Raw genomic sequence first — 25,131 nt, forward strand, 5'->3', positions numbered from 1 at the left:
CCCCTAGCCCTAGTCAAGTGCCGGCACCACACCCGGCGCCTCAGCCTGACCGCGGCCCAGCCGACCAGCCATTACCCGATCCGCTGAAGATCACCCTCGGACGGTCGAGCCCCAACCTCCCCCAACAAGACGGCCCGCAAGCCACGGCCCTGTCGCCCGCTGCGCAGTCATGGGCCGAGCAGCGCCACTCTCACGAGGAACACGAGCGGCTATTGCTGCGTGGCGATCGTGTGGCTGGGCTGGGCGGTGATCGTGCCGTGGCCGTCGGCGAGACTGGTCACCAGCCAGGCCGTGGCGGTCGCGCCGTCGCCGACCGCCCACAGGTCGGCCGTACCGTCGCTGTTGATGTCCGCGCCCTGCAGCGTCAGCGACCGGCCGGTGTTCCAGTCGTCGGCCAGTTGGTACTGGTTGTAGCGCAGGCTCATGGTGTCCGGATCGGTCGTCACGTCGTCCCAGGCGTAGAGCTTGCCGGTGCTTCGCTGCCAGAGCAGGAGCGTGGTGTGGCCGTCCAGCACGGCGCCGGCCAGCGTCCAGGTGTCCCAGTCGGTGCCGCCGGTCGGGGTGGCGTTGGGCATGTCGTAGTACCACGTGCAGACGCTCTGACTCCACAGGCAGGAGTAATAGGCCAGGTGGTAGGCACCGGAGGCGCCGGAAATGCCAACCAGGTTCGGGTACGGCGTGTTGGTGTCCGCGGCCGTGCTCGCGTTGACGAGTTGCAGCGGATTGTTATTGTCCCAGTCGCTCAGGTAGCCGGGCGTGGTGAGGGTGGCCGTGTCGTAGGGGGTCGGCTGGATCGCCGTGCCGTCGCCGGTGCCCCGTAGCTCGACCCCGGTGCCGGCCTTGTCGCCGGTCGGCCAGTAGGTGAACACGTCCTGCTGCGAGCCGCCGGCATAGCGGCCGGGCACCACCTGCGCGCCGTCGAAGTCGGACGGCTGACCGGCGTGGAAGCCGTCGCCGTTGGCGCCGATGTCGGTGGCCGGTCCGGCGAAGCCGCCGGTGCCGTCGCCCCGGACCAGCCACAGCCCGGAGGGCAGGCCGTGCTCGCCGCCGGCCACCAGCAGGTCCGGGTGGCCGTCGCCGTCGAAGTCGTTGGCCGCGGCCGTGGGTGGCTGCGGCGGAGTGGACACGGTGAAGACGACGCTGACCTCGCCGCCGAAGTTGCCGCCCGGCGACTCGCTGCTCACCGTGAGCCTGTTGGTGGTGGTGCCCGGTGTCACGGTGAGATCGGCCGAGCCGTCCGGCGCCGCCTCGACCGTGCCGGCTGCGGTGCCTTCGTTGAACAGGTAGTAGTACCGGGCGGGCATCGGGCCAGTGGCCGGCGGCGTGATGTGGATGGCGACCGGCGAGTTGAGCACCCCGTCCTCGGGGACGGTCAGCGCCGGTGCTCCCGGCCGTTGCGTGTCGAAGGTGAAGCCACAGACCGCCGACCATGGGCTGGTCTGCGCGAAGTCGGTGGATCGCACCCGCCACGTGAAGTCGGTAAGGCCGTCCGCATCGGCCACGTCTGCGAAGGTCTCCGGCCGCAGGGTCCAGCGGCTGAAGCCGCCGGAGGAATTGATCAGCAACGCCGGGTCGGTCGTCGCCAGCGGCGTGCCGGAGCCCTTCTTGTACAGCTCGAACTGCGCACCGAGGATGCCGCCGTCCGGGTCCGACAGCGTCGCCTCCACCATGACGGAGCCCATGCCGATGATCGTCGGCGGGTGGGCCGCACAGGTCGTCGTGGGCGAGGTGGTAAGTGCGGTCGGCCGTTCCGGCCTGCGGTCGTAGCTGATGGCGAGAACCGTGTCGGTCGGGCTGAACTCGCGCCAGGCGGCCGGGTCGGTGCTCTTGAGGACGAAGGTCAGGGTGGCCCGGCCGGCCCGGGCGGCCGCGGCCACCGCCGAGGTGACGTCGAAGCCGATCGCCGGGAACGGGCACTGGCTGCCGGCTTCGCGGTCCAGCACCGGTCCCAAGTGCTGCGCGGACCAGTGCGCCCAGGTGGCGTTGTGCGAGGTCAGATTGCCGGCCGGGGCGTACGCGGCGATGGCCGCGGCCGGGCAGGGGCTGCCGCCGGTCACGGTCAGTTTGAGGTACGCGGTGTTCACGAACGCGCCGGCCAGCACGTCCGGGATGGGCACGTCGATCAGCGTCTCGGTCTGGCCACCGGTGTCGCCGGCGCCGACCCGCATCTGCCCGCTCGCCGCCGGCGTCGCGTTCCACTCGTTCCGCAGCGGAGTACGGCTGCCGACGGTGGCCCAGCCGTCCGGCCGGGACGCCACCTGCGACCAGGAGACCGTTGGTCCGTCCGCCGCCGAGGCCGGCGCCGCGATCATCGCACCGCACAGCGCCGCACTCACGACCGTGGCGATGGCCCCCGTGAGCCCACGTCTCATTCCGAATACTCCATCCTCATTGGATGATCACCGTCACCCAGCGAGGACCATAGACCGCCGTGCCCGCTGTTCGCTGCCCCCAACCGAAGGTGGCTAGACGGTGCGGCGGGTTGCGGCGTCGGCCAACGCATGCAGGACGGTTCGGGCCTCTTCGTCGATAGGGGCGGCCTCGAGCGCGGCCAGCGAGGCTGACATCAGCTCGTCGATTCGGTGTTCGGTGGCGGTCAAGGCGCCGCTGTCGCGGATCAGGGCTCGGAGCCGCTCGACGTTGAGGTTGGGATCGCCCAGGCTTGCGTCCAGCTCGGCGCGGTCGTCCTCGGCCAGGGAGCCGAAGGCGGCGGCGATCAGGTAGGTGCGCTTGCCCTCGCGCAGGTCGTCGCCGGCCGGTTTGCCGGTTTGGGACGGGTCGCCGAAGACGCCCAGGATGTCGTCTCGCAGCTGGAAGGCCTCGCCCAGAGGTAGGCCGAAGCCGGTGTAGGAGTTGGCTACCTCGGCGGGGGCGCCGGCGATCGCGGCGCCGAGCAGGAGCGGGCGCTCGACCGTGTACTTCGCGGCCTTGAAGCGGGCCACCTTTCCCGCTCGTTCCAGGGACGTGTCGCCGGTTGCCTGGGTCAGGACGTCCAGGTATTGGCCGACGGTGACCTCGGTGCGCATCTCGTCGAAGACGGGGCGGGCCCTCGACAGCTCGGCCGGGCCCAGGCCCGAGACGTGCAGCAGCTCGTCGGACCAGACCAGCGCCAGGTCGCCCAGCAGTACGGCGGCGCTCTCGCCGAACGATGCGGGGGCGCCTCGCCAGGACGCCTCGCGGTGGCGCTGCTCGAAGCGGCGGTGGATCGACGGGATGCCGCGGCGGGTGTCGGAGCGGTCCATCAGGTCGTCGTGGATCAGGGCACTCGCCTGCACCAGCTCGAGCGCGGCCACGGCGGCGACCACCGCGTCGGAGTCGGTGCCGTGGGCGCCGCGGAAGCCCCAGTAGGCGAACGCGGGGCGCAGCCGCTTGCCGCCGCCGAGCACGAAGTCTTCCAGCGCCTCGGAGACCTCCGCCAGCGCGGGATCGATCGCGGTGAGCCGGGTGCGCTGCTCGGCCAGGAACGCGGCGAGCGCCTTGTCGACTCGGGGGCGCAGTCCGGCCAGTTCAACGGGCGAAGTCACCCGCCAGACGCTAGACCATGCGATGTCGTAGGCAGCCGGTAGAGTCGTCGGCGTGGCACTCGGACTCCCTTCACGTTTACCCGGCACACCGGCGATCGGTGACCTGATCCGGGGTGCCGCCCCGACGTTCTCGTTCGAGTTCTTCCCGCCCAAGACGGCGGAGGGCGAGCAGCTGCTGTGGCGGGCCATCCGCGAGCTCGAGCCGCTGCGGCCCAGCTTCGTCTCCATCACCTATGGGGCGGGCGGCACCACGCGTGACACGACGGTCGCCGTGACCGAGCGGGTCGCCACCGAGACGACGCTGCTGCCGATGGCCCACCTCACCGCGGTCAACCACTCGGTCGCCGAGCTGCGCCACATGATCGGCCGCTTGGCCGGCGCCGGCATCCGTAACGTGCTGGCCGTGCGCGGTGACCCGCCGGGCGACCCGATGGGCGAGTGGGTGCCGCATGCCGAGGGCGTGCTCTACGCGGAAGACCTGGTTCGCCTGGTCAAGGCGTCGGGCGACTTCAGCGTGGGCGTGGCCGCCTTTCCGTACAAACATCCCCGCTCACCCGACGTCGAGAGCGATACCCTCAACTTCGTCCGCAAATGCCGCGCGGGCGCCGATTTCGCCATCACGCAGATGTTCTTCGACGCCGAGGACTATTTGCGCCTGCGTGACCGGGTCGCGGCGGTCGGCTGCGAGACGCCGATCGTGCCGGGCGTGATGCCGGTGACCCGGATGGCGACGATCGAGCGGTCGGCGCAGCTGTCGGGGGCGCCGTTCCCGCCGCACCTGCTGGAGCGCTTCGAGCGGTTCGCCGGCGACGAGACCGCTGTGCGCGAGCTGGGCATCGAGCTGTGCGCCGAGATGTGCGCGCGGCTGCTCGACGAGGGCGTTCCCGGCATCCACTTCATCACGCTCAACCGCTCGACGGCGACGCGCGAGGTGTGGCAGCTGCTGGCTCCGTCCGAGGCAACCGTTCCGGTCGCCTGACCTGGGAGGAGTCTGACCCGGCGGTGACCTGGGAGGAGTACTGCGCGGCCTGGGCTCGGCTGCACGGCGGCTTCGACCCCGGGACGGCCTCGCCTCTCGTGCGTGGTTGGGTGCTCACCGCGTACCGGATCGGGAATTGGCTTGGTGGCAAGCGGGTCGGTCCGATGGCGGTGACCACCGCGGGGTTGATCCTGTGCTGGTGTGTGCCGCTCGCCGTCACGTTCGGACGGCCCGGAGTGGCGCTCGGCGCTCTGCTGGTGGTGCTGGCGGCGCTGGCCGACGGGCTCGACGGCGCGGTCGCGGTGGTGACCGGGCGGGCCAGCCGGCTCGGCTACGTCTACGACTCGGTGGCCGACCGGCTGGGGGAGGCGGCCTGGCTGCTGGCGTTCTGGCTGGCGGGGGCGCCGGCCGGATGGGTGGTCGCGGCCGGTGCCGTGAGCTGGCTTCAGGAGTACGCGCGGGCGCGAGCCACCTCGGCCGGGATGACGGAGATCGGGGTGGTCACGATCGCCGAGCGGCCCACCCGGGTGCTGGTCGCCATCTTCGGCCTGCTGGCGGCGGCCATCGTGAGCTGGGCGATCACCGTGGCGGCCGTGGTGTGGCTCGCCCTCGCCGCGGTGGGCCTGGCGCAACTGGCGGTGGCGATCCGCCGGCAACTGGCTTAGATCTCGGCGAGCACCTCGTGGTGCGTAACCCGCTCGTCCCAGTGCCGGAGCGCCCGGCGGGCGTCCTCCTCGAGCACCGCGAGATCGGGGCTGTCGCCGGCGAAGCCACGCACCGCGTCCATGCTCTCGAAGAACGTGACCGTGGTGAACCTGACCTCGTCACCGTCCCGGGTCGAGAGCAGGCGCGCGCCCCGGAAGCCCGGCACCGTGCGCAGGTGCGCCGCCACGTCGGTCTCGAAGTGCCGCCGATAGTCGCCGGCCTTCGCCGGCGTTGCCCAGCCCTGCCACGTACGCGCGATCATCAAGCCCCCCTTTGACGAAACTGTCCACAAGCTACCGTGGTGGCGGCGGTGGAGGCGGCACGGTGGACAGGTCCGGCGGCTCATCCGGCCAGACCAGCAGAACCCGGCACGGCGCGTGGTCGATCACGAAGCGGGCGTGGTGCCCGATGCTGCGCGGCCCGAGCCGGGTGTGGTCGCCGTCGCGGGCCAGGACGAGCAGCCCAGCGTCGGCGCAGGCCGTGATGACCTCGCGCTCGATCTGCCCCTGGCGGGTCTCGCGCCGTGCCGCGCGGCCGAGCCGGGCCTCGGCCGCGTCGAGCAGCGCGGTCTGGGCGTCGGCGAGGACACGTTCGGCGTCGCCGGCCCGGTCATAGCTGAGCCCCCGGCCGAGCAGACCCGCCCGCGCCCCGGCCACCGCCTGCACGGTGTTCACGTCGATCACGTGGAGCAGCGTGATGTCGGCGGCCGGGAGATCGCGGGCGGCGTCGACGGCGGATTGCCAGGTGCCTTCCGTGAGCCACACGACGACCCTCATGGGTTTGACCTTAGACGGCCGTATCGCAGAGGACCGGCTCGCTCACCGGTGCGGGCGGAGAAGCCGGGGAAGCCGACGGCAGCCGGCGCAGCAGGACCGTCGTGATCACCAGGGCCGCGACCACGAAACCGGCCGCCACCAGGAACGATCGCACGTAGCCGTCGTGCAGCGCCTCGATCGCGGGAACCCCGGCCGCGGCCCGGGACGACGTGTGCGCGGCGGCCACCACCGCCAGCACCGACAGGCCCAGTGCGCCGCCCGCCTGCTGGGCCGTGTTGCTGAAGCCGGAGACCATGCCGGTGTCGGCCGGAGCCGCGCCGGCCATCGCCAGCATGATGATCGACGGAATGGCGATGCCCACGCCGAGACCCATCACGATCAGCGGCGGCAGCAGATCGGCCACATAGGACACGTCGGCGGGCACCCGGGCGAGCAGCAGCAGACCGATCAGCAGGAGCGACAGGCCGGCGATCAGCACCGGGCGAGGGCCGAAGCGACCGGTCACGCGCGGGGCCACGAACAGCGAGACCACGCCGATGACGATCGGGGTCGGCAGGAACGCGAGGCCGGTGCCGAGCGCGTCGTAGCCCATCACCCGCTGGACGAACAGGGCGTTCAGGAACTGGAACCCCATGCCGGTCGCGAAGACGAGGACCACCGCGGCGTTCGCGGAGAGCAGCCAGCGGCGGGCCAGCACGCGCAGGGCGATCAGCGGGCGGCGGGCGAGGCGCTGCCGCAGCAGGAAGGCGAGGATCAAGACCACCGAGATGGTTCCGGTGAGTGCGGCGGGCGCGGCCGCATCCGGAGATCCGGTACGGACGATCGCGTACACGCCGAGGGAAAGGCCCGCGGTGATCAGCACCGCGCCCGGCAGGTCGAGCCCGGCCCGCAGGCCCGGCCCGGTCTCGCGGGGGAGCAGGCGGCGGCCGGTCAGCCAGACGGCCACGCCGATCGGGACGTTGATCAGGAAGATCGCGGGCCAGCCCACGGCGTCGGTGAGCAGGCCACCCGCGACGAACCCGACCGCGGCGCCGCCGGCCTGGGTGAAGCTGTAGATACCCATCGCCCGCGCCTGCTCGCCCGGGCCGGGGAACAGCCGCACGATCATGCCGATGACCACGGCGGCGGCGAGCGCCCCACCCGCGCCCTGCACGAAGCGGCCGGCGATCAGCAGGGCGGCGCTGTCGGCGAGACCGCAGAGCAGGCTCGCGGTCGTGAACAGGGCGAGCCCGGCGAGGAACACCCGCCAGGCGCCGACGAGGTCGCCGAGACGGCCCGCGAGCAGGAGCAGGCCGGCGAAGGCGACCAGGTACGCGTTGACGACCCAGGCCACGCCGGCGGCGGAGAAGCCCAGATCGCGCTGAATGTCGGGAACGGCGACGGCGACGATCGTGCTGTCCAGAACGATCATCAGGGACATCGCGCATAGCACGGCCAGGGCGGCCGCGCGACGGCTCACGGAAAGGCTCATGGCCCGACCGTAACAGATAATCCGCTACCGGACTATCTGTTTGTCACCTACCTCGCACATCGGCGCCGACGACCTCACGGGCGTCGCCGACCTCACCGACCGCGCGGACGCCGGATGGGCTGCGGACCGGGATCGCGCGAGGTCCCGGCCAGTGCGCCGAGGGCCTCGACAAATGCCGCTCGCGACTCCTCGGGCAGGGCGCCCAGCGCGTCGGCGTGCACCCGGTCGACGATGCGCTGCCCCTCCTCGGCCATGAGACGCCCCTTCTCGGTGACCGCGATGATCCGCGCCCGCCGGTCGGTGGCCGAGGCCCGGCGCTCGGCCAGCCCTTGGCGCTCGAGCTCGTCGACGGTGCTGACCATGGTGGTCTTGTCGAGGTCGGCGAGCACAGCCAGCTGGATCTGGGTGCGCTCCTCCTCGAGGGCGTGCACCAGCACGCACTGCATGCGCGGGGTCAGGCCGACGCCCTCGAGCGCCGCGCCGAGACGGTTCGACAGAGCGTGACCGGCCATGTTGAGCAGGCCGGTGATGTCACGCTCGGTGCGTTCGGGTGCAGCCATGCCGCTAATCGTACCCTCGGATTATCCGCTTCCGGATGATCCGAGCGCGGGACGACCGGCCTACGCCACGTCGGGCCGCGTCATCAACGGCGCCCGCAGATGCAACGCCAGATCGGGCTTGGTCAGGGGCACGGTGCTCCAGGTCGCCGTGGCCGTGTCGCCGTCGACCACCAGCCGCACCCGGTGCGGTGTGGCGATGACGAAGAGCTCGGCGACGAACGTGTCACCGTGCCAGGCGCCGGACGCGACGACCGGCCGGCCGAGCGGCGAGCTCTCCCGCCACTCGCCATGGCCGGCCTCGACCTTGCCGATCGACTCGACATGCAGCCGCCAGCCGCCGCCGGCCGGTTCGACCAGCACCGTGCAGCCCGCGGGCAGCGCCGAGTCCGCGACCGCGACGATCGCCGCCCGCGCGGAACGCTCCGGCTCGGCGGAGCCCGCCACCAGCGGGAACGACAGCCGCCGCAGCCGATCGGCGAGGATCTCGTCGTCCCGCGCGCTTCCCGGACGGTCGATACCGGGCGCCAGGCAGTCCCAGACCGCACCCGGCGTGGTCGAGGTCCGCGTGTTGTGGCTGGTCACGACCGCGACGAGGTCGAGCGACGGTATGACGACGCAGTGCTGGCCGAAGGCGCCGTCGGCGTAGAAGCCGTGCTCCGAGATCCAGAACTGGTAGCCGTAGCCGCGGGCCGAGTCGTCCTCGACCGGCGGGATCTTGGAATGCGGCCGGGTGGCCAGTTCCACCCACTCCCGCGGGACCAGCTGCCGGTCGCCCCATCGTCCGCCGCGCAGCAGCAGCTCACCGAAGGCGGCAACGGCCTCGGTCGTGAGGTGCAGGCCATGGAAGCCGAACGCCTTGCCGCTCGCCACCCGATCCCACTCGGCGTGGTCGATGCCCATCGGCCGGAAGAGTCGCTCGTCGAGCAGCTCCCGCAGGTCGCGGCCGCTGACCCGCTCGACCATTCGGGCCAGAAGAAAGGTGGTCGCGTTGTCGTAGACGAACCGGTTCCCCTCGGGCTCGGGGAACGGCACCCGCAGGAAGCCCTTGACCAGGTCACCCGGCTCGCGCTCCCAGGCCTCGGCGAGGCTGTCCGTGCCGTGCCCGACCGTCATCGACAGCAGGTGGTGCACCGTGATGCGGCGACCCTGCTCCGAGACGTCGTCCGGCACGTGGTCGGGCAGCACGTCGACCACCCGATCGTCGAGCGCGAGCAGCCCGTCCGCGATCACCAGCCCCACCGCGGTCGAGGTGAACGACTTGGTCACCGAATAGAGCAGGGTGGGGCGATCGGCCGAGTACGGCGTCCACCAGCCCTCGGCGACGACGTGCCCATGGCGTACGACCATGACGGAGTGGCCCTCGACCGCGCTCTCCTCGAACCAGTCCAGCAGCGTGCCGATCGCGCGGGACGACATCCCCTGGGCCGCCGGGGCCGAACGCGGAAGCATCCGGGCACGCTAGCAATCGAGCGGGACGACCGGCGGGCCTGCCCCCGTGCCGGCCCACCGATCGCCGTCTCGCCGCCCAACCCACTAAAGACCTATTTTTCGGAAATACCCGGAAGATGAGCCGCCAATCAGGCCAGCGCCGACCAGGTAGGCGCGTACGGCCGCACCAGCAGCGGCATCCGCGCCTCGCCCGGCGTGCGGTCACCCTTGCGGTTGTTGCACCGACCACAAGCCGCCACGGTGTTGGCCCACTCGTTCGCCCCACCGCGCGACCGCGGCAGCACGTGGTCGATCGTGGACGCCGTCCCACCGCAATATCCACAGACCCGCTTGTCCCGAGCAAGCACTCCCGCCCGCGACCAGACCGGCCCGCGACTGTGCCGCCACCGCGTCACCACATAGCTCACGAGCCGCACCACCGTCGGCATCGGATAAACCCCGATCCGCCGATCCGGCTCGGCCTCGTGCACCACCGCCACCTCCCGGAACAACATCCGAATCGCATGCCGGAGGCTGACCCGCTGCAGCGGTCCGCAGTCGGCGTTCAAGACAAGCACCGCGCTCATTTGGCCCACCTCCTCGATAGCCGCGATAGGGAATGTCGCCGCAGCCCACCCCGGCTTTCACGGTGGGCGCTTGTGTCACGGACCACGGTAGAATCGCGCCACACGCCCGACAACCGATTAACGATCACGCCCCATTCGCCATCGCCGATCGCCGCAAGCTCTCCGCGGCCGTTTCTCCGGGCGCGTCTTCAAGGCCTTTTCCCCATACGGGGGGACGCGGAGTCCACGGTCGAGCGCCGGCCGCCGTCGTTGGTCACCCTCCGCGCGCGGCCGCCGGGCTGTCCCGCGTGGCTCGCGAGGCCGTCGCCGGTCACCCCTACCGACGCGACCACCGGTGGCGCCGCGTAGCTCGCGAGGCCGTCGCCGGTCATCCCCCACCGACGCGACCGCCGGTGGCGTCGCGTAGCTCGCGAGGCCGTTGTCGGTCACCCCGCCGGGGCGGCCGCCGCCCGGGCGGGTGGTTCGCGAGCGGTTGTCGGCCAGCGCGACAACCGGGAGCGCTGGATGGTTGGCGAGGCCGTTGTCGGTCACCCCGCCGTGTCGGTCACCCCGCCCGGGGCGGTTGCCGCCCGGGGCTGGCCGCCGCCCGGGGCGGGTGGTTCGCGAGCGGTTGTCGGTCAGCCCGGCCGGCGCGACCGTTGGTTTGAAGCGTGGTTCGCGAGGCTGTTGTCGGTCAGCCCGCCGGCGCGGCTGCTGGGTCGGGGGTGCGGGCGGGGCGGTAGCGGGTGGCGGCCAGGGTGAGGGCGGCGGCGGTTAGAAAGACCGGGGTCGGGCCCAAGTGGACGGCGGCCGAGCCTACCGGGATGGCCAGGGCGACCGGGGCGAACATGACCGTGTTCGAGGTTGCGGAGACTCGGCCCAGCAGGTGGTCGGGAGTGCGGGTCTGTATCGCGGTTACGGCAGCGATCAGGGACCAGACCAGGCCCAGCCCGGCGAGGGCGCTGCCGGTGAGCAGGGCCGGCCACCAGGGGATCGACGAGCAGATGCACGCGACGGCGAAGACGGCCGTGCCCAGGGCGGCTACCGCGGCCGGCGATCGGCGGGCCAGGAGGCGTCCCACCAGCAGGCCGCTCACGATCGAGCCGATTCCCTGAGCCGTGGAGAGGAAGCCGAGACGGGTTGCGGGCAGGTGCAGACCGTGCACGACCTGGGCGATCACGGCGGCGTTGGCCAGCCCGGAAAGCCCGATCGCGGCCGACGCCACCAGCACCGGCCCGCGCACGGCCGGATTGTCGAAGAGCGCCCGCAGCCCGGCGACCACCTCACCACGCCGTGCGTGCGTGCCCGAGCGATCCGCAGCGGAGACAGGAGAAGGACGGAGGCGGAGCAGGGCGTAGCAAGTGGCGGACAGAAGAGTGGTGGCGGTGCAGATCAGGATTACGGGGACTGGGCCCTGCCAGGCGTAGACGCCGGCGCCGACCAGGGGAGCCACGATCTTCATGCCCTCCTGGGCGCTGGAGCGCCAGCCGTTGACGTTGGCCAGTAGGGATCTGGGTAGGGCGGTGGGGAGGATCGCCGACTCGCCGGCGTCCAGGAGGACGTAGCTCATGCCCCGGGCCAGCAATGCCGTGTAGATGAGCCAAGCGTCGGTGGACGAGTTGACCAGCAGGAGGGTCAGCAGGAAGACGGCTAGCGCGAGGTCGACCGTGATGAGCAAGGGGCGGCGGGGGAAGCGGTCTACCAGCGTGCCCAGCCACGGGGCGGCGAAGGTGGGGGCGTAGATGCACAGGCCGGTCAGGGCGGCCAGCGACACCGAGCCGGTCAGGTCGAGCACCCAGATGCCGGCGGTCAGGGTCATCGCCGTGCTGCCGAAGCCGGAGAACAGGGAGATCAGGACGAACAGGGCCGGGTTGCGGCGCACGGAGGCCTCCTGAGGGTTGAGTCCGTGAGGCTCATCCTCAAGAGTTGAGTGGCAAGCTGTCAAGGCTGGGGCGTGGCGGACTCCAGGGCGGCGGCGAGACGGGAAACGGCGGCGCGGGTGGGGGTCGGTAGCGGGGCGCCGGCCCGCGAGAGGTCGTCGACTACCTCGGCTACCAGCGCATATAGGGCGGAGACGGTCGCCTCGGGCACGGCGGCGAGGGTCTGGCGCACCAGCGCGGCGCGGGTGAAACGGTGGTCCCAGCGGCGGTCCGCGCCCACGCGGCGGTGGAGATCGATGGCCGCCTTGCGCAGCACCGCGATCTCCGGGCCGTAGCCGGGGTCGGGGGTGATCGGGTCGATCGCCGACGCCAGGCGCAATCGTCGCTGCTCGGCGGCCTGTCGGCTGCCCAGGCCCAGTGCCTCGGCGATCTCCACCCAGGTGGCGCCCGCCCGGCGGGCCTGGTCGATCAGCGCGAGCTCGGCGGCATCCAACCGCGCCCGCCGCGCGGGGATCGTCCGCAGCCCGCTCAGCGGTGACTCACCGACGGCATCAGCATCGGCGGCACCAGCGGCGTCGGTGTCATCGGCCATGAGCTGAACCATACCCGTTGTCAACGGGGGATTGACAATGCAGGACAGCCCGGAACCGATGCAAGGAGGGTGACCAGCGACGGCGCCCCACGTGGAATGCCGGTACTCGTGCTGACCTCGTACGGGAAAGGAATTAAGCGCCGCGCTGAAGCGGGAAGCCCTTGTCGCTGAGGACGGTGGGGCGGCCGTCGTCGCCGCGGACTCGGGCGGCGATCTCCTTGCGGGCCTCGGGGCGCAGGCGGCGCAGGCGAGGGGCGGCCGGCTCGCGGGTGATGTAGCCCTGGACGTGCTTGATGCGGCGCTCGAAGATCTGGCGCAGGCTCAGGGGCGACTCGTCGTCCACGCCCTCGACGATCACCACGCGGGGGGTGTGCCCGGAGTCGCGTGCGACCGCGACGACCAGCGAGAGCTCCTGCAGCGCCTGGGGATGGTGGAGGATCGCGCGGTCCACCTTGATCTGGGTGAGCGGCAGCTCGGCCATCCGCGACAACGAGGCGTAACCCGTGCCGAAGTCGTCCACGGCGAAGGCGACCCCCACCTCGCGGGAGATCGAGGCCAGGCGCTTGTGGAAGTACGCGTGCGGCTCGTCCGGCCACTGCTCGCCGTCGCGGGGCTCGATCGGGTCCTGTTCGGAGATCTCCAGCGTGATGGCGCTGGGGGTCAGGCCCACCTCGGCGATGGTCTCGCGGAGCGTCTCGATGTAGGAGTCGCTGAGCAGGGCGCGCACCGAGACGTTTACCGAGACCGGCTTGGGCTCGTCCCACGGGCCCTCGGCGTGGGCCTCGGCGTAGGAGCGCAGCGCGGTGCGGAGGATGACCTTGTCGCGCTCGATGACGAAGCGGTCGCCCCAGGTGCGGGCGATCTGCAGCATGGCGACGGGCGCGCGCGGCTCGTCGAGCGAGCGGCGGGCCAGGGCCTCGTAGCTGTGCACACCGACGTTCGCCACGGCCGGGCCGATCGTGATGACCGGCTGGAAGACGATGCGGAACGACTCGAGAACCTCGCGGTAGAGGCGGAAGCAGCGCTCGTAGAGCTGGTTGGGCAGCCGGCCGAAGGTCTCGCGCAGCGCGGTGAGCACCTGGATCTCGGCCTCGGCGGGGGAGGCGGCGAAGTCGGTGCGCCAGATGGTCTCGATCACCTTTGCCATCGGCTGGCCGATCGCGACCAGGGCCGGCGGCGGGTTGACCACAGCCAGCAGCAGGACGGTGTCGTCGCTGCGGCTGACCGGCACGCACAGGACCGTACGGTGGCTGTCGCGGGCGATCCGGCCGAACCACTCGAGGCTCGGCGGGCGGACCGGGTCGTCGGCGAAGTGCAGCAGGCTCTGCACCCGGCTCTGGTCGAAGCGGGAGGTCGCGTCGATCGCGGTGATCCCGGTCGGGGTGTACTCCAGCAGGGCCACCGACTCGGCGCCGGTCGCGGACCGCAGGTAGTGCACCCGGTCGGCCCGCAGCATCGCGCCGGAGAGCCGGGGCTCGCGGGCCGCGCGGGACAGGCGGTCGATGAAGCCGGCGATCGCGGTGGCGTGCCGGTCGATCGGGTTCTCCAGGGGGAGGACCACGACCGGGTCGGGCGGCGGTGGCGGCGGCTCGGCCGGCGGCAGCGCGGGGGAGTACCGGACCAGCGGCATGGTCGCGGCCCAGGCCGGCATGGCCACGCTCGGCTGCGGGTCGAGGCCCTGCGCGAGGACGTAGCCGCTGAGTGCCTCGAACGTCACCAGGCCGCCGCGCAGCGCCTGCAGCAGGTGGTGGGTGAGCACGCCGTGCCCATACGACGGGTCCTCCCGGGCCGCGCCGTCGCGGGCGCACGCGGTGAGCGCGCAGTAGCGGACCTCCTCGCGGCCCGCGACGTTGATCAGGTCGACGTGCCGGCCGGGCGTCGCGCGCAGGCTGCCGGAGCGGCAGCAGTCGAGGATCAGCGTGGCCGAGCCGGCGAACAGTTCGAGCACGTCCTGCTTGAGGTAGGACAGCCGCAGGCCGGCGTCGGGGTCGTCGCTGAGCGCGGCCTCGTCGAGGTCGGGGGTGACCAGGTAGACGTCGGTGCCGAGGCTCCAGGCCGGGGTCAGCGTCTGACCGGCGAAGTAGACCAGCAGCGAGTCGGACGGGTCGGAGTGCAGCGCGATGCGGCGCAGTGCCGTCTTGATCGCGGCGGCGCTGGTGAAGGGGCCGGCGAAAAGCTCGACGTCGGCGAGGTCGTACGTGCCGACGGAGGGGTCGCAGAGGAGGTCGTGGACGGCCTCCGCATCGCGGACCGCGTAGCGCAAGGCGGGCAGGGTCGCGCCGATGCCGGAGTCGTCGACACCGACAACCACCGCATAGCGCTTGTCTGTCACGGATAGTCCCCGGGATCAAGCTCTCGGTAGTGAGAGCTGTCGAATGCGCCAAGCGATGATAGCGAGTCGGCGGCGCCGATCAAATCGATGATCAGCGCCGCCTTCGTCACGTTACGGCTTCGTCACCGGCGGCGGGTGTGCGTGTCCCCGATCGAGAGGCCGGTCTTGTCGCTGTGGAGCACCAGGTTGCCGTCGTTCAGCACGATCGGATGAGCGGTCCGGTCGCGTCGTAGATGAGTCGTAGAGGACCAGGTTGCCGTCGCCTTGCATCCACGGGTAAAAGCGGCGATCCGGCTGGCCCTGCGCCGGCTCACACCGTGCGTTAGTTGCTTCGAATTCGAAGCGTGCTATGGTCGGCAAATGCTTCGAATACGAAGCACTTGGCGAGCGAAGAGAGAGGGCTTGCGATGAAGGCAGGGCGTTTCCACGAGTACCGCGACCTGAGCGTCCTGCGTTACGAGGACGTCGAGCTGTCGGCGGTGCACGCCCAGGCCGCCGCGGGCGAACTACACGGCAGGACCGTCATCGTCGCGCCGACAGCCTGACCATCAGCTGCCCGATCCACATCCAAGACAGGAGAATCCTCGATGTCTCACGACGAAGCTCCGATGATCGGCACCGACATCACCCCGTTCAGGCCGCCCGGAACTCCCGAGTACGCGGAGGCCGGCGCCTCCTTCCAGCTCGCGGCCCCGGTCGACCCGGCCGGGGCGTTCACGGCCCGCTCGGTCGACGACGTCGTCCGCGCCGTCGCTGCCGCACGCCGGTCCGGCCGGCCGCTACGGCTGACCACCACCGGCCACGCGATAGGCCGGACCGGCCCGCTGACCGATTCCCTGCTGGTGCGGCCACTGCTCGACGCGCCCGTCCGCGTCGACCCGGACGCCCGGACCGCTCGCGTGCCCGCCGGGAAAACCTGGGGCGACGTCCTGCCCGAGACGACCCGGTACGGACTCACCGCCCTCCACGGCTCGTCGTCCACCGTCGGCGTCATCGGCTACCTGCTCGGCGGCGGCCTGAGCTTCTACGGCCGCCGCTTCGGGCTGGCCGCCAACTCCGTGCGCTCCCTCACCGTCGTGCTGGCCGACGGACAGGTCGTCGAGGTGAGCGCCGCCCACCGCCCGGAACTGTTCTGGGCGTTGCGCGGTGGGGGCGGCGGGTTCGGCGTCGTCGTGGCGGCGGAGATCGACCTGATCCCCATGCGCCGCATCGTCACCGGCATGGCCGTCTGGAATGCCGCCGACGCCGCCCGGCTGGCGCCGGTCTGGCAGGCATGGGCACGAACCGCCCCACCGGAGATCACCACCAGCTTGCGCGCGCTGTCGCTGCCGCCTCTGCCTTTCCTCCCGCCGTACCTGGCCGGCAAGCGCGTGCTCGCCCTGGACGGCGCCGTCATCGCACCGACCGAGCCGGACCTGCCGGCCGCACGGCGCATCGTCGATGAGATGTTGTCCCCGCTGACCGCGCTCGCCCAGCCCGTGGCCAACACGTGGGCGGAGGCCGCTCCGCAGGCCCTGCCCCTCATCCACCTCGACCCGCCGCAACCGGTGGCCTCCTACTCGGACTCCGCACTGATCCACGAGATCGGCGAAGCCGACTGGGCGCGGATCCTGGACGCCGGGCCGAACCTGCTCGCGCTCGAACTGCGCCAGCTCGGCGGCGGGTTCGCCGACACACCGGCGAACGGCGGTGCACTCGACCGTTTCGCAGCGCCGCTGCACTACTACGGGGTCGGCCCGGCCGGTGAGGAGACCACGCGGGACCTCAAGGCCGTGCGGTCGGCCCTCGAACCGTCCCTGACCGGCTTCACGGCACCCAACTTCGTCGACGACTTCGAGCGACCCCAGCGAACGCACGACGACGACACCCGGGCCCGGGTGGAGCGCGTACGCCGCGCCGTCGACCCGACCGGCCTGTTCGCCGGTGATGTCGCGGCAACCCGCGATCAGGACTGAAACCAAGACAGGCCGGCGATCATCGATCTTGACCCAGCACCCTCGGCATGTATGCCGAAATTCCGGACGAGTCGGTGGTGGCGCAACCGAGGTAGTTGTCCGGCCGGACCAGAACGAGGGTCGGCGACGAGATGTCGTAAGCGGCCAGCGCGGCCTCGTCGGAGATGCGGTGGACCGCCAACTTCTCGGAGGCCGCCGGCAGGTCGCCGGACCAGGAGAAGGCCAGCAGTGTCGCGTGCGGCCCCCGCAGCAGGTCGAAGATCGTGGTGTCGCCGCAGGGGGAGTCGGGCGCGCGGTCCCCAGCCCGCACCCGTCCCGGCGCCGCGCGATGCTCGGCCGCGAGCGGCCCGCCCCGGTAGCTCAGCGACAGCTGCCGCAGCACCGGGTCGGTGCGGGACATCGCATCCTCGTCGCCGTCGACATGGGCCCGGTGCAGGCGAGTGCTGATCCCGAGCACACCGGCGGCGATCGGGAGCCGCTCCGACTCGTACGTGTCAAGAAGCTCGTCCTCGCCCACCGCAAGCTTCCAGCCCAGGTTGTAGGCATCCTGGATGCCGGTGTTGAGGCCCTGCCCGCCGGCCGGCGAGTGCACGTGCGCCGCGTCGCCGGCCAGGAAGACGTCGCCGACCCGGTAGCGCGACACCATCCGGATGTTGGCCCGGAAATGCGACGTCCACCCCACGTGCGTGACCTTGATCGACGGGTCGACCGACGCGACCAGCTCCTCGACGGACAGATCGGACGGCGGCGCGGTGAGCTGGAAGTCCTCGGTGCCGGGGAGTGGGCAGAGCCCGAGGCGGAACGAGGTGGCGTCGTCGCCGGGCCAGATGTGCCAGTTGTCGCGGTCGAGCCCGGTCAGCCGCACGTCGGCGATGACCATCCGCTCGGTCTCGTGGGTCTCGCCCTCGAACGGGACGCCGAGAAGCTTGCGGACCGTGCTCTGCCCGCCGTCCGCTCCCACCACGTAGCGGGCGACGACGACCTCGCTCGTGCTCAGGGTGACCCGCACGCCGCGCTCGAGCTGCTCGAGATCGGTGACCCCGACGCCGAGCTCGACCGGCACGCCCTCGGCGAGCAGGGCGCAGGTGCGCCACTGCGGAACCATCAACATATTCGGGTACGGAACCTGGGGCGTCGCCTCGTGCAGCGGGTCCATCCGCCGCCGCATCTCCTGGCCGCCCGGCAGGTGGATGAGCAGCTCGGGGTAGTCCGAGCCGGCCGCCCGGAACCGGTCGAGGAGCCCGAGGTCGTCGAGCACCTCCTGGGTGCGCGGCTGAAGCCCCTTGCCCCGCGACCCGGTGAACGGCTCGGTCGAGCGCTCGACGATGCGGAACGGCACGGCCCGCCGCTGCAGCTCGCCGGCGAGGGTGAGCCCGGTGGGCCCGGCGCCGACGATGAGGATGAATTCTGATTCAGTGAACATGGATTCACTGTAGGACGAGTTGATATCCTGCGTCAATGGCGGGAACGGGTGTGCGCAAGCAGCGTGCGGCGCAGACCGAGGTGGAGCTCAAGGCGGCGGCGGTCCGGGTGTTCGCGCGGGTCGGCTACCTCAATGCCAAGATCACAGACATCACGGCCGAGGCCGGGCGCGCGACCGGCTCGTTCTATCAGCACTTCGCGAGCAAGGAGCAGCTGCTGCAGGCGCTGCTGGCCGACCTGCTGGCCGAGGGGGACGAGGGCGCGCTCGCCGCCGGGCACTCCGACGACTTCTCCGACCGCTCGGCGATCCGCTGGCACATCGAGCAGTTCTGGCAGGTCTACCGCCGGCACCGCACGGTCATGGAGGCGCTGCGTCAGGCCGCCATCGTCGACCCCGAGTTCGACCGGGTGCAGCGCGAGATGATGGAACCGGACCTCGCGCACATCGCCGGCCACATGGCCAAGGCGGCGCCGTCGGCCAACCCCCTCGTGCTCGCGACGATCTTCAGCTCCGTGGTCAGCGCTTTCGCCGACACCTGGATCGACAAGCTCCCCGACGACGAGGCGATCGAAACCCTGACTTCTTTCCTGTACGGGGGGATCAGAGCGCCCCGGTGAGGATGACCAGGCCGATCCCGATGAAGACCAGCGGGACGAGCCAGTGGCCGTACCGCTCGACCACGGCGATCACCCGCTTGTGCGAGCCGAGCCAGGAGGCCAGCGCGCACCAGCCCGCGGTCAGCAACGCGAACACGACGAGCAGCACGGCGATATCCGCCCCGGACATCGTACGAAATATGGGTGTGTAGACGGCGATGTTGTCGGCGCCGTTCGCGATGGTGATGCCCGCGACCGGGAGGATGCCCTGCGCGCCGATCGGCGGCTCGTCCTCCTCGCCGCCGCGGAACGCCCTGATCAGGCCCCAGATGCCGAGGCCGAGCGGCACCAGGCCGAGCAGCGGAACGTACCGGTCGGGCACCAGGGTGAGGCCGAGCGCGGCCAGCAGCGAGACGCCGACCAGGACGGCGATGCCGAGGTACTGCCCGGCCCAGATCTTCCAGACCGGGCGATGGGCCGCCCGCGCCGCGAGGAACAACACGGTCAGGACGATCAGGTCGTCGATGTCGGTGCCGACGAAGATGCCGGCCGCGGCCAGGATGGTGCCCATGCGATCTCATCCTGCCGGAGACCGGGCACGCCGTTGTGCCCGGTCGGTCCCGGCGGGATCAGCGGTTGCGCAGCGCCTTGCGGTAGTCGCTGTTGAGGCGGCCGATCAGGGTCAGCGGAATGCCCTTGGGGCAGACCGTGGTGCACTCGCCGGCGTTGGTGCAGCCGCCGAAGCCGGCGTCGTCCTGCGCCTGCAGCATGTCGATCACGCGGGTGTCGCGCTCGGGCTGGCCCTGCGGCATGAGGCCCAGGTGGGCGACCTTGGCCGCGGTGAACAGCATCGCCGAGCCGTTCGGGCAGGCCGCCACGCACGCGCCGCAGCCGATGCAGGTGGCCGCCTCGAACGCCAGGTCGGCATCCTTCTTGGGCACCGGGGTGGAGTGCGCCTCGGGCGCTGCGCCGGTCGGGGCGGTGATGTACCCGCCCGCCTGAATGATCTTGTCGAACGCGGTGCGGTCGACCACCAGGTCCTTGATGACCGGGAAGGCGGCGGCCCGCCACGGCTCGACGTCGATCACGTCGCCGTCCTTGAAGTGCCGCATGTGCAGCTGACAGGTCGTGGTGGCCCGCTCCGGGCCGTGCGCCACGCCGTCGATGACCATGCTGCACATGCCGCAGATACCCTCGCGGCAGTCGTGGTCGAACGCGATCGGGTCATCCCCGTCGAGGATCAGCTTCTCGTTCAGGACGTCGAGCATCTCCAGGAAGGAGGCGTCGGGGGAGATGTCCTTCACGTCGTACGTGACCATGCGGCCCTTGTCCTCGCTGGAGGACTGGCGCCACACGCGTACCTGGATGTCCATTACTTGTAGCTCCGGGTGCTGGGGTGGACGTACTCGAACTCGAGCTGTTCCTTGTGCAGAGTCGGCTTGCCGCTGTCTCCGGCGTACTCCCAGGCCGCGACGTAGCTGAACTCGTCGTCGTGGCGCAGCGCCTCGCCGTCGGGGGTCTGCGACTCGGCGCGGAAGTGGCCGCCGCAGGACTCCCGGCGGTGGAGGGCGTCGATGCACATCAGCTCGGCGAGCTCGAAGAAGTCGGCGACCCGGCCGGCCTTCTCCAGGTTCTGGTTGAGCTGCTCGCCGGTGCCGGGCACCTTGACCCGCTGCCAGAACTCCTCCTTGAGCGAGCGGATCAGGCCGATCGCCTTGGTCAGGCCCTCCTCGGTGCGCTCCATGCCGCAGTACTCCCACATGATGTGGCCGAGCTCGCGGTGGAAGGAGTCGACGGTGCGGTCGCCGTCGACCTTCAGCAGCGTGGATATGCGTTCTTCGACCGTTTTGCGGGCTTTCTGCACTTCTTCGTGATCTTGGGGAATTGGTGCGAACGGCCCGGCGGCCAGGTAGTTGCCGAGCGTCGTCGGAAGCACGAAATACCCGTCGCCCAGGCCCTGCATCAGCGCGGACGCGCCGAGCCGGTTGGCGCCGTGGTCCGAGAAGTTGGCCTCGCCCACCACGAACAGGCCGGGGATCGTCGACTGCAGGTCGTAGTCGACCCAGAGCCCGCCCATCGTGTAGTGCACCGCGGGATAGATGCGCATCGGCGTCTCGTACGGGTCCTCGCCGGTGATCCGCTGGTACATCTCGAAGAGGTTGCCGTACTTGGCCTCGACGGCCGTCTTGCCCAGCCGGCCGATCGCGTCCGCGAAGTCGAGGTAGACACCCAGGCCGCCGGGGCCGACGCCGCGGCCCTCGTCGCAGACGTTCTTGGCCGCGCGCGAGGCGATGTCGCGGGGGACCAGGTTGCCGAAGGACGGGTAGATGCGCTCGAGGTAGTAGTCGCGCTCGGCCTCGGGGATGTCGCCGGGGGCTCGCTTGTCCTCGCGGGCCTTGGGCACCCAGACCCGGCCGTCGTTGCGCAGCGACTCGCTCATCAGCGTGAGCTTCGACTGGTGCGTGCCCGACTCGGGGATGCAGGTCGGGTGGATCTGCGTGTAGCAGGGGTTGCCGAACAGCGCGCCCTTGCGGTGTGCCCGCCAGCTTGCCGTGACGTTGCAGCCCTTGGCGTTCGTCGAGAGGAAGAAGACGTTGCCGTAGCCGCCGGAGGCCAGCACGACGGCATCCGCCATCTCGGTGGTGATCTCGCCGGTGACCATGTCGCGTACGACGATGCCGCGGGCCTTGCCGTCGACGACGATCAGCTCCAGCATCTCGTGCCGGGCGTTCATCTCGATGTTGCCGAGGCCGATCTGCCGCTCCATCGCCTGGTACGCGCCGAGCAGCAGCTGCTGGCCCGTCTGGCCCCGGGCGTAGAACGTGCGGGACACCTGGGTGCCGCCGAACGAACGGTTGTCGAGCAGGCCGCCGTACTCGCGGGCGAACGGGACGCCCTGCGCCACGCACTGGTCGATGATGTTCACCGACACGGTCGCGAGCCGGTAGACGTTGGACTCGCGGGCGCGGAAGTCGCCGCCCTTCACGGTGTCGTAGAACAGCCGGTAGATCGAGTCGCCGTCGTTGCGGTAGTTCTTGGCCGCGTTGATGCCGCCCTGGGCCGCGATCGAGTGCGCGCGGCGCGGGCTGTCCTGGTAGCAGTACGACTTGACGTGGTAACCGGCCTCGGCCAGGGTCGCCGCGGCCGAGCCGCCGGCCAGGCCGGTGCCCACCACGATCACGGTCAGCTTGCGGCGGTTGGCCGGGTTGACCAGCTTGGCCGAGAACTTGCGGCGCTCCCAGCGGGTCTCGATCGGGCCGTCCGGGGCGGCGGTGTCGGCGATCGGGTCGCCGTCGTTCCAGAATTCCGGCATTTTACTCAGTCCACCAATCCGGTGAGCACCGCGAACGGCACGCTCAGGTAGCCGATGACCAAGATCAGGGAGAGGGCCAGGGCGGTCGCGCGGGCGATCACCTCGCCGCGCGGCTTCTGCTGGCCCAGCGTGCGGACGGCGCTGAACAGGCCGTGCCGCAGGTGGAAGCCGATGGCCACGATCGCCAGCGTGTAGAAGAGGGTCACGTACCAGCGGCCCGGGGCGAAGTCGGCCACGACGTTCGCGTACGGGTGCCCGGACTCGGCCTTCGGGTTCAGCGTGAGCGTGGTCAGGTCGAGGATGTGGTAGATCACGAAGAGCAGGATGATCACGCCGCCCCAGCGCATCGTGCGCGCGGCGTAGCTGCCCTGCACCTTGGGCCGGTGCGCGTACTTGACCGGGCGGGCCCGCCGGGCGCGCCGGGCGAGGATCGTCGCCGCGACGACGTGCCCGACGACTGCGATCGTGAGGCCGCCGCGCTGGATCCAGAGGTACCACTCGTTCGGCAGGATGGGCGTCCCGATCGTGCGCAGCCAGTGCGCGTAGTGGTCGAACGTGCCCTCGCCGAAGAAGATCTTCAGGTTGCCGATCATGTGCGCGTACAGGAACAGGACCAGCAGGATGCCGGTCACCGCCATGAAGATCTTCAGCGCGACGGACGAGGTCCGCTTCGCCGGTGTCGCGGCCGGTTTTGCCTTCGCGACTTTGGGAGTTCTCGTGTCTACCGCCACGAATCTGACGGTAGGAAGTCCCTATGCGATTCGTCTAATGCATGAAGGGGTAGGTATCCATAGCGATAGGCTATCCAGATGCAGTTGCAACAGCTTCGATACTTCCTGGCCGTCGCGGAAACACGACATTTCACCCAAGCGGCGGACAATTTGGACGTGTCTCAGCCGACACTCAGTAAACAAATTCACACCCTCGAGCAGAGCCTCGGCGCGCCCTTGTTCGAGCGCATCCGCGGGGCCGTCGCGCTCACCGTGGCCGGCGAGACGCTGCTGCCGCTTGCGCAGCGGATGGTCGCCGACGCCGACGCCGCCCGCGAGGCCGTGCAGGACATCGTCGGCCTGCGCCGCGGCGACGTGCGGCTGGGCGCCACCCCGAGCCTCTGCTCGTCGCTGGTCCCCGAGGTGCTGCGCACGTTCCGCGCCGAGCACCCCGACATCCAGCTGTACGTGAACGAGGGCAGCTCCCAGGACCTCATCGAGAACCTGCTCGCACACACCCTCGACCTCGCGCTGATCGTGCAGCCGGACGAGGGCGTCGACCCGGCGCTGACCGCGATGCCCGTGCTGCGCGAGAGCCTGGTCGTGGCCTCGGCCTTCGACCGGCCGCCGCCCACCTCGTACGCGCAGATCGCCCTCTCCGAGCTCGAGCACACCCCACTGGTGATGTTCCGGGCCGGCTACGACATCCGCGGCGTGACCCTCGAGGCCTGCCGGCAGGCCGGCTTCACGCCCAAGTTCGCGGTCGAGGGCGGCGAGATGGACGCGGTGCTCGCCTTCGTCGAGGCGGGCCTGGGCGTGGCGCTGGTGCCGAGCATGGTGCTGGCCAACCGCCCGCTTCTGCGAGCGACGCCGCTGGCGCCCCCCGGCATGCGCCGGACCATAGCTTTGGCCCATCGCAAACGCTCCGTGCTTCCCCATGCCGCCGAGGCCTTGCGTACGACGTTGCTGGCCCACGTGGCGACCGAGGAACTGCCGTCGGGCGTGCGCCCGCTCTAGCCGTGCGCCCTGCTCTGCGCTTCCCCCGGTTTCCCGGACACCCATCGCTGAGGCGACACTGGTCGCCGAGGGAGGAGTTCGGATGCCCGCACCACACCCGCCGGAGTTTGGTGAACGCGCGACGCCGGCCGACCACTGGGCAGACCATGGTCCGCAGCGATCACGGCAGCCAGTTCACCAGCTGGGCGTTCGGGCACCGGCTGCGCAGCACCGGGCTGCTCGCCTCGATGGCTCGATCGGTGACTGCTACGACACCAGCATGATCGAGTCGTTCTTCGGCTCGATGCAGCTCGAGCTGCTCGACCGCCAGATGTGGGCCACCCGGCAGGAACTGGCCAACGTGATCTTCGAATGGATCGAAGCCTGGTACAACCCCCGCCGACGCCACTCCGAGCTCGGCAGCCAGTCCCCGATCGACTACGAACAACACCACACCCCGGCCTGACCACCACCCCGAACCGTCCCGAAAGCGGGGGAAGCTCTGCTCTGCGCACCCATGCGCCCTGCTCTGCGCACCTATGCGCGCGGCGCCCAGCTAGAACTGTGCGTCCTTGTGCCAGCGCTGGAACAGGGCCAGGTCGCCCTCGACGTTCTCGGCCGGGCGGCGGCGGTTGAGCATCAGCAGCAGTTCGGTGACCGGGGCGGCGCAGGTCGTGTCGGCCGTCTCGGCCTTGGTGGCCCAGTCGAGCCCGTCCGGGGTGAGCGTGACGTGCCAGCTCTGGCCGGTGTCGGTGGCGGTGAAAAGCAGCGTCTCGCCCTTGCCGGCGAACCTCGGGAAATGCTCGAAGGCGAGCAGCAGGTCGGCGATGCCGTCGGCGGCCAGATCGGGGGCTAGATCGCCGGTGGGGTCGGCGTCGAACCTGTGGATGATCAGGTCGTGCAGCATGCGGCGCTGCCAGAAGCCGGCCGTCTGGAATTTCGGCTGCCAGGTCCAGACCGTGCCGCCGAAACCGTGCTCGGCGACCGCGGCGTTCAGTCGCCGGGCGCCGCCGGCGAGCCATTCCGCCCAGTCGTCCCGGTCGTCCGGGGCGTCGACCAGGTGGTATTCGGCCGGAGTGGTGCGGCGCTCCTCGATGATCCCGGCGGCGAGGCGGTGCCCGGTGCCGACGTGAGTGACCAGGTCGCGGACGGTCCACTCCGGACATGTCTCGATTTGTTGGTCGCTGGGCCTTTGTGCGGCGGCCGTGGCCAGGCGGGCGGTCTCGGACTCCAACTCGTCGGCGTACCGACCCGGCGTCAGCCACTCCATGGGCCCGACCCTATACGGCCCGTGGCCCCCGGATCTGTGCACGATCACCGCCCGC

General features: G+C 70.8%; 24 protein-coding genes. 7 read left to right on the forward strand and 17 right to left on the reverse strand.

The genetic code is table 11. The features are described 5' to 3' along the window. Positions 1 to 209 precede the first annotated feature (209 nt). Positions 210 to 2,372 (reverse strand): FG-GAP repeat domain-containing protein, encoded by a 2,163-nt coding sequence (locus A3CQ_RS0117115; protein WP_020512170.1) that lies wholly within the window; start codon positions 2,370 to 2,372, stop codon positions 210 to 212. A gap of 93 nt (positions 2,373 to 2,465) precedes the next feature. After that, positions 2,466 to 3,524 carry a polyprenyl synthetase family protein gene (locus A3CQ_RS0117120; protein ID WP_020512171.1) on the reverse strand — a complete coding sequence of 353 codons (1,059 nt, stop codon included), beginning with the start codon at positions 3,522 to 3,524 and terminating at the stop codon, positions 2,466 to 2,468. Positions 3,525 to 3,576: 52 nt separating this feature from the next. On the opposite strand from A3CQ_RS0117120, the gene metF reads away from it, so the two are divergent. Together metF and A3CQ_RS0117130 are read left to right on the forward strand one after the other, a co-directional pair. After that, positions 3,577 to 4,503 (forward strand): methylenetetrahydrofolate reductase [NAD(P)H], encoded by a 927-nt coding sequence (gene metF, locus A3CQ_RS0117125; protein ID WP_020512172.1) that lies wholly within the window; start codon positions 3,577 to 3,579, stop codon positions 4,501 to 4,503. A 23-nt stretch (positions 4,504 to 4,526) separates the two neighbouring features. Continuing rightward, positions 4,527 to 5,168: a CDP-alcohol phosphatidyltransferase family protein gene (locus A3CQ_RS0117130; RefSeq protein WP_020512173.1), complete on the forward strand. Its 642-nt coding sequence runs from the start codon at positions 4,527 to 4,529 to the stop codon at positions 5,166 to 5,168. Here A3CQ_RS0117130 and A3CQ_RS0117135 read toward each other — a convergent pair. The 9 genes from A3CQ_RS0117135 to A3CQ_RS53175 all read right to left on the reverse strand — a co-directional run bounded on the left by A3CQ_RS0117135 (position 5,165) and on the right by A3CQ_RS53175 (position 14,813). After that, entirely contained in the window at positions 5,165 to 5,470 is a 306-nt protein-coding gene (locus A3CQ_RS0117135) for an antibiotic biosynthesis monooxygenase family protein (RefSeq protein ID WP_020512174.1), read from the reverse strand. The two genes, A3CQ_RS0117130 and A3CQ_RS0117135, sit on opposite strands and share 4 nt — an antisense overlap. A gap of 31 nt (positions 5,471 to 5,501) precedes the next feature. Beyond that, positions 5,502 to 5,984, reverse strand: coding sequence for a universal stress protein (locus A3CQ_RS0117140; RefSeq protein ID WP_020512175.1), 483 nt, complete (start codon positions 5,982 to 5,984; stop codon positions 5,502 to 5,504). A gap of 10 nt (positions 5,985 to 5,994) precedes the next feature. Then, complete coding sequence (locus A3CQ_RS0117145; RefSeq protein WP_026205790.1) at positions 5,995 to 7,455, reverse strand: MFS transporter; 1,461 nt, start codon at positions 7,453 to 7,455, stop codon at positions 5,995 to 5,997. Positions 7,456 to 7,547: 92 nt separating this feature from the next. Beyond that, positions 7,548 to 8,015: a MarR family winged helix-turn-helix transcriptional regulator gene (locus A3CQ_RS0117150; RefSeq protein WP_020512177.1), complete on the reverse strand. Its 468-nt coding sequence runs from the start codon at positions 8,013 to 8,015 to the stop codon at positions 7,548 to 7,550. 60 nt (positions 8,016 to 8,075) lie between these two features. Beyond that, complete coding sequence (locus A3CQ_RS0117155) at positions 8,076 to 9,464, reverse strand: serine hydrolase domain-containing protein (RefSeq protein ID WP_020512178.1); 1,389 nt, start codon at positions 9,462 to 9,464, stop codon at positions 8,076 to 8,078. Positions 9,465 to 9,592: 128 nt separating this feature from the next. Then, entirely contained in the window at positions 9,593 to 10,030 is a 438-nt protein-coding gene (locus A3CQ_RS0117160; protein ID WP_020512179.1) for an HNH endonuclease, read from the reverse strand. 673 nt (positions 10,031 to 10,703) lie between these two features. Then, positions 10,704 to 11,891, reverse strand: coding sequence for an MFS transporter (locus tag A3CQ_RS0117165; RefSeq protein WP_020512180.1), 1,188 nt, complete (start codon positions 11,889 to 11,891; stop codon positions 10,704 to 10,706). A 59-nt stretch (positions 11,892 to 11,950) separates the two neighbouring features. Continuing rightward, the gene (locus A3CQ_RS0117170; RefSeq protein WP_051115270.1) at positions 11,951 to 12,481 is read right to left on the reverse strand and encodes a hypothetical protein; all 531 of its coding nucleotides are present in this window, start codon (positions 12,479 to 12,481) and stop codon (positions 11,951 to 11,953) included. Positions 12,482 to 12,614: 133 nt separating this feature from the next. After that, the gene (locus A3CQ_RS53175; protein WP_063713575.1) at positions 12,615 to 14,813 is read right to left on the reverse strand and encodes an EAL domain-containing protein; all 2,199 of its coding nucleotides are present in this window, start codon (positions 14,811 to 14,813) and stop codon (positions 12,615 to 12,617) included. A gap of 407 nt (positions 14,814 to 15,220) precedes the next feature. On the opposite strand from A3CQ_RS53175, the gene A3CQ_RS60830 reads away from it, so the two are divergent. Then, a complete protein-coding gene (locus tag A3CQ_RS60830; RefSeq protein WP_020512183.1) occupies positions 15,221 to 15,358 on the forward strand; it encodes a hypothetical protein in 138 nt (45 codons plus the stop codon). Positions 15,359 to 15,400: 42 nt separating this feature from the next. Beyond that, a complete protein-coding gene (locus A3CQ_RS0117190) occupies positions 15,401 to 16,768 on the forward strand; it encodes an FAD-binding protein (protein ID WP_211216623.1) in 1,368 nt (455 codons plus the stop codon). A 19-nt stretch (positions 16,769 to 16,787) separates the two neighbouring features. Here the strand turns inward: A3CQ_RS0117190 and A3CQ_RS0117195 are convergent, their stop codons facing one another. Beyond that, positions 16,788 to 18,191, reverse strand: coding sequence for an FAD-dependent monooxygenase (locus A3CQ_RS0117195; protein WP_020512185.1), 1,404 nt, complete (start codon positions 18,189 to 18,191; stop codon positions 16,788 to 16,790). A gap of 35 nt (positions 18,192 to 18,226) precedes the next feature. On the opposite strand from A3CQ_RS0117195, the gene A3CQ_RS0117200 reads away from it, so the two are divergent. Further along, on the forward strand, positions 18,227 to 18,808 hold the full coding sequence (locus A3CQ_RS0117200) for a TetR/AcrR family transcriptional regulator (protein WP_026205792.1): 582 nt from the start codon (positions 18,227 to 18,229) through the stop codon (positions 18,806 to 18,808). Here the strand turns inward: A3CQ_RS0117200 and A3CQ_RS0117205 are convergent. The 4 genes from A3CQ_RS0117205 to A3CQ_RS0117220 are packed head-to-tail and all read right to left on the reverse strand — an operon-like array spanning position 18,792 to position 22,750. After that, positions 18,792 to 19,358, reverse strand: coding sequence for a cadmium resistance transporter (locus A3CQ_RS0117205; RefSeq protein ID WP_020512187.1), 567 nt, complete (start codon positions 19,356 to 19,358; stop codon positions 18,792 to 18,794). The genes A3CQ_RS0117200 and A3CQ_RS0117205 overlap by 17 nt on opposite strands. Before the next feature lie 58 nt (positions 19,359 to 19,416). Continuing rightward, a complete protein-coding gene (locus tag A3CQ_RS0117210) occupies positions 19,417 to 20,160 on the reverse strand; it encodes a succinate dehydrogenase/fumarate reductase iron-sulfur subunit (protein ID WP_026205793.1) in 744 nt (247 codons plus the stop codon). Further along, positions 20,160 to 22,100: a fumarate reductase/succinate dehydrogenase flavoprotein subunit gene (locus tag A3CQ_RS0117215; protein WP_020512189.1), complete on the reverse strand. Its 1,941-nt coding sequence runs from the start codon at positions 22,098 to 22,100 to the stop codon at positions 20,160 to 20,162. Before A3CQ_RS0117215 ends, A3CQ_RS0117210 begins: the two co-directional genes overlap by 1 nt. 5 nt (positions 22,101 to 22,105) lie before the next feature. Further along, a complete protein-coding gene (locus A3CQ_RS0117220; RefSeq protein ID WP_281171493.1) occupies positions 22,106 to 22,750 on the reverse strand; it encodes a succinate dehydrogenase cytochrome b subunit in 645 nt (214 codons plus the stop codon). A 153-nt stretch (positions 22,751 to 22,903) separates the two neighbouring features. Between A3CQ_RS0117220 and A3CQ_RS0117225 the strand changes: the two genes are divergently transcribed. Beyond that, positions 22,904 to 23,827 (forward strand): LysR family transcriptional regulator, encoded by a 924-nt coding sequence (locus A3CQ_RS0117225; RefSeq protein WP_211216625.1) that lies wholly within the window; start codon positions 22,904 to 22,906, stop codon positions 23,825 to 23,827. Between the two features lie 259 nt (positions 23,828 to 24,086). After that, positions 24,087 to 24,272, forward strand: coding sequence for an IS3 family transposase (locus A3CQ_RS60835; RefSeq protein ID WP_020512192.1), 186 nt, complete (start codon positions 24,087 to 24,089; stop codon positions 24,270 to 24,272). 90 nt (positions 24,273 to 24,362) lie between these two features. On the opposite strand, the gene A3CQ_RS53185 is transcribed toward A3CQ_RS60835, so the two are convergent. After that, the gene (locus A3CQ_RS53185; RefSeq protein WP_020512193.1) at positions 24,363 to 25,076 is read right to left on the reverse strand and encodes a maleylpyruvate isomerase family mycothiol-dependent enzyme; all 714 of its coding nucleotides are present in this window, start codon (positions 25,074 to 25,076) and stop codon (positions 24,363 to 24,365) included. Positions 25,077 to 25,131: the final 55 nt, after the last annotated feature.

It is taken from the genome of Paractinoplanes globisporus DSM 43857 (genome assembly GCF_000379645.1).
GTDB lineage: Bacteria > Actinomycetota > Actinomycetes > Mycobacteriales > Micromonosporaceae > Actinoplanes > Actinoplanes globisporus.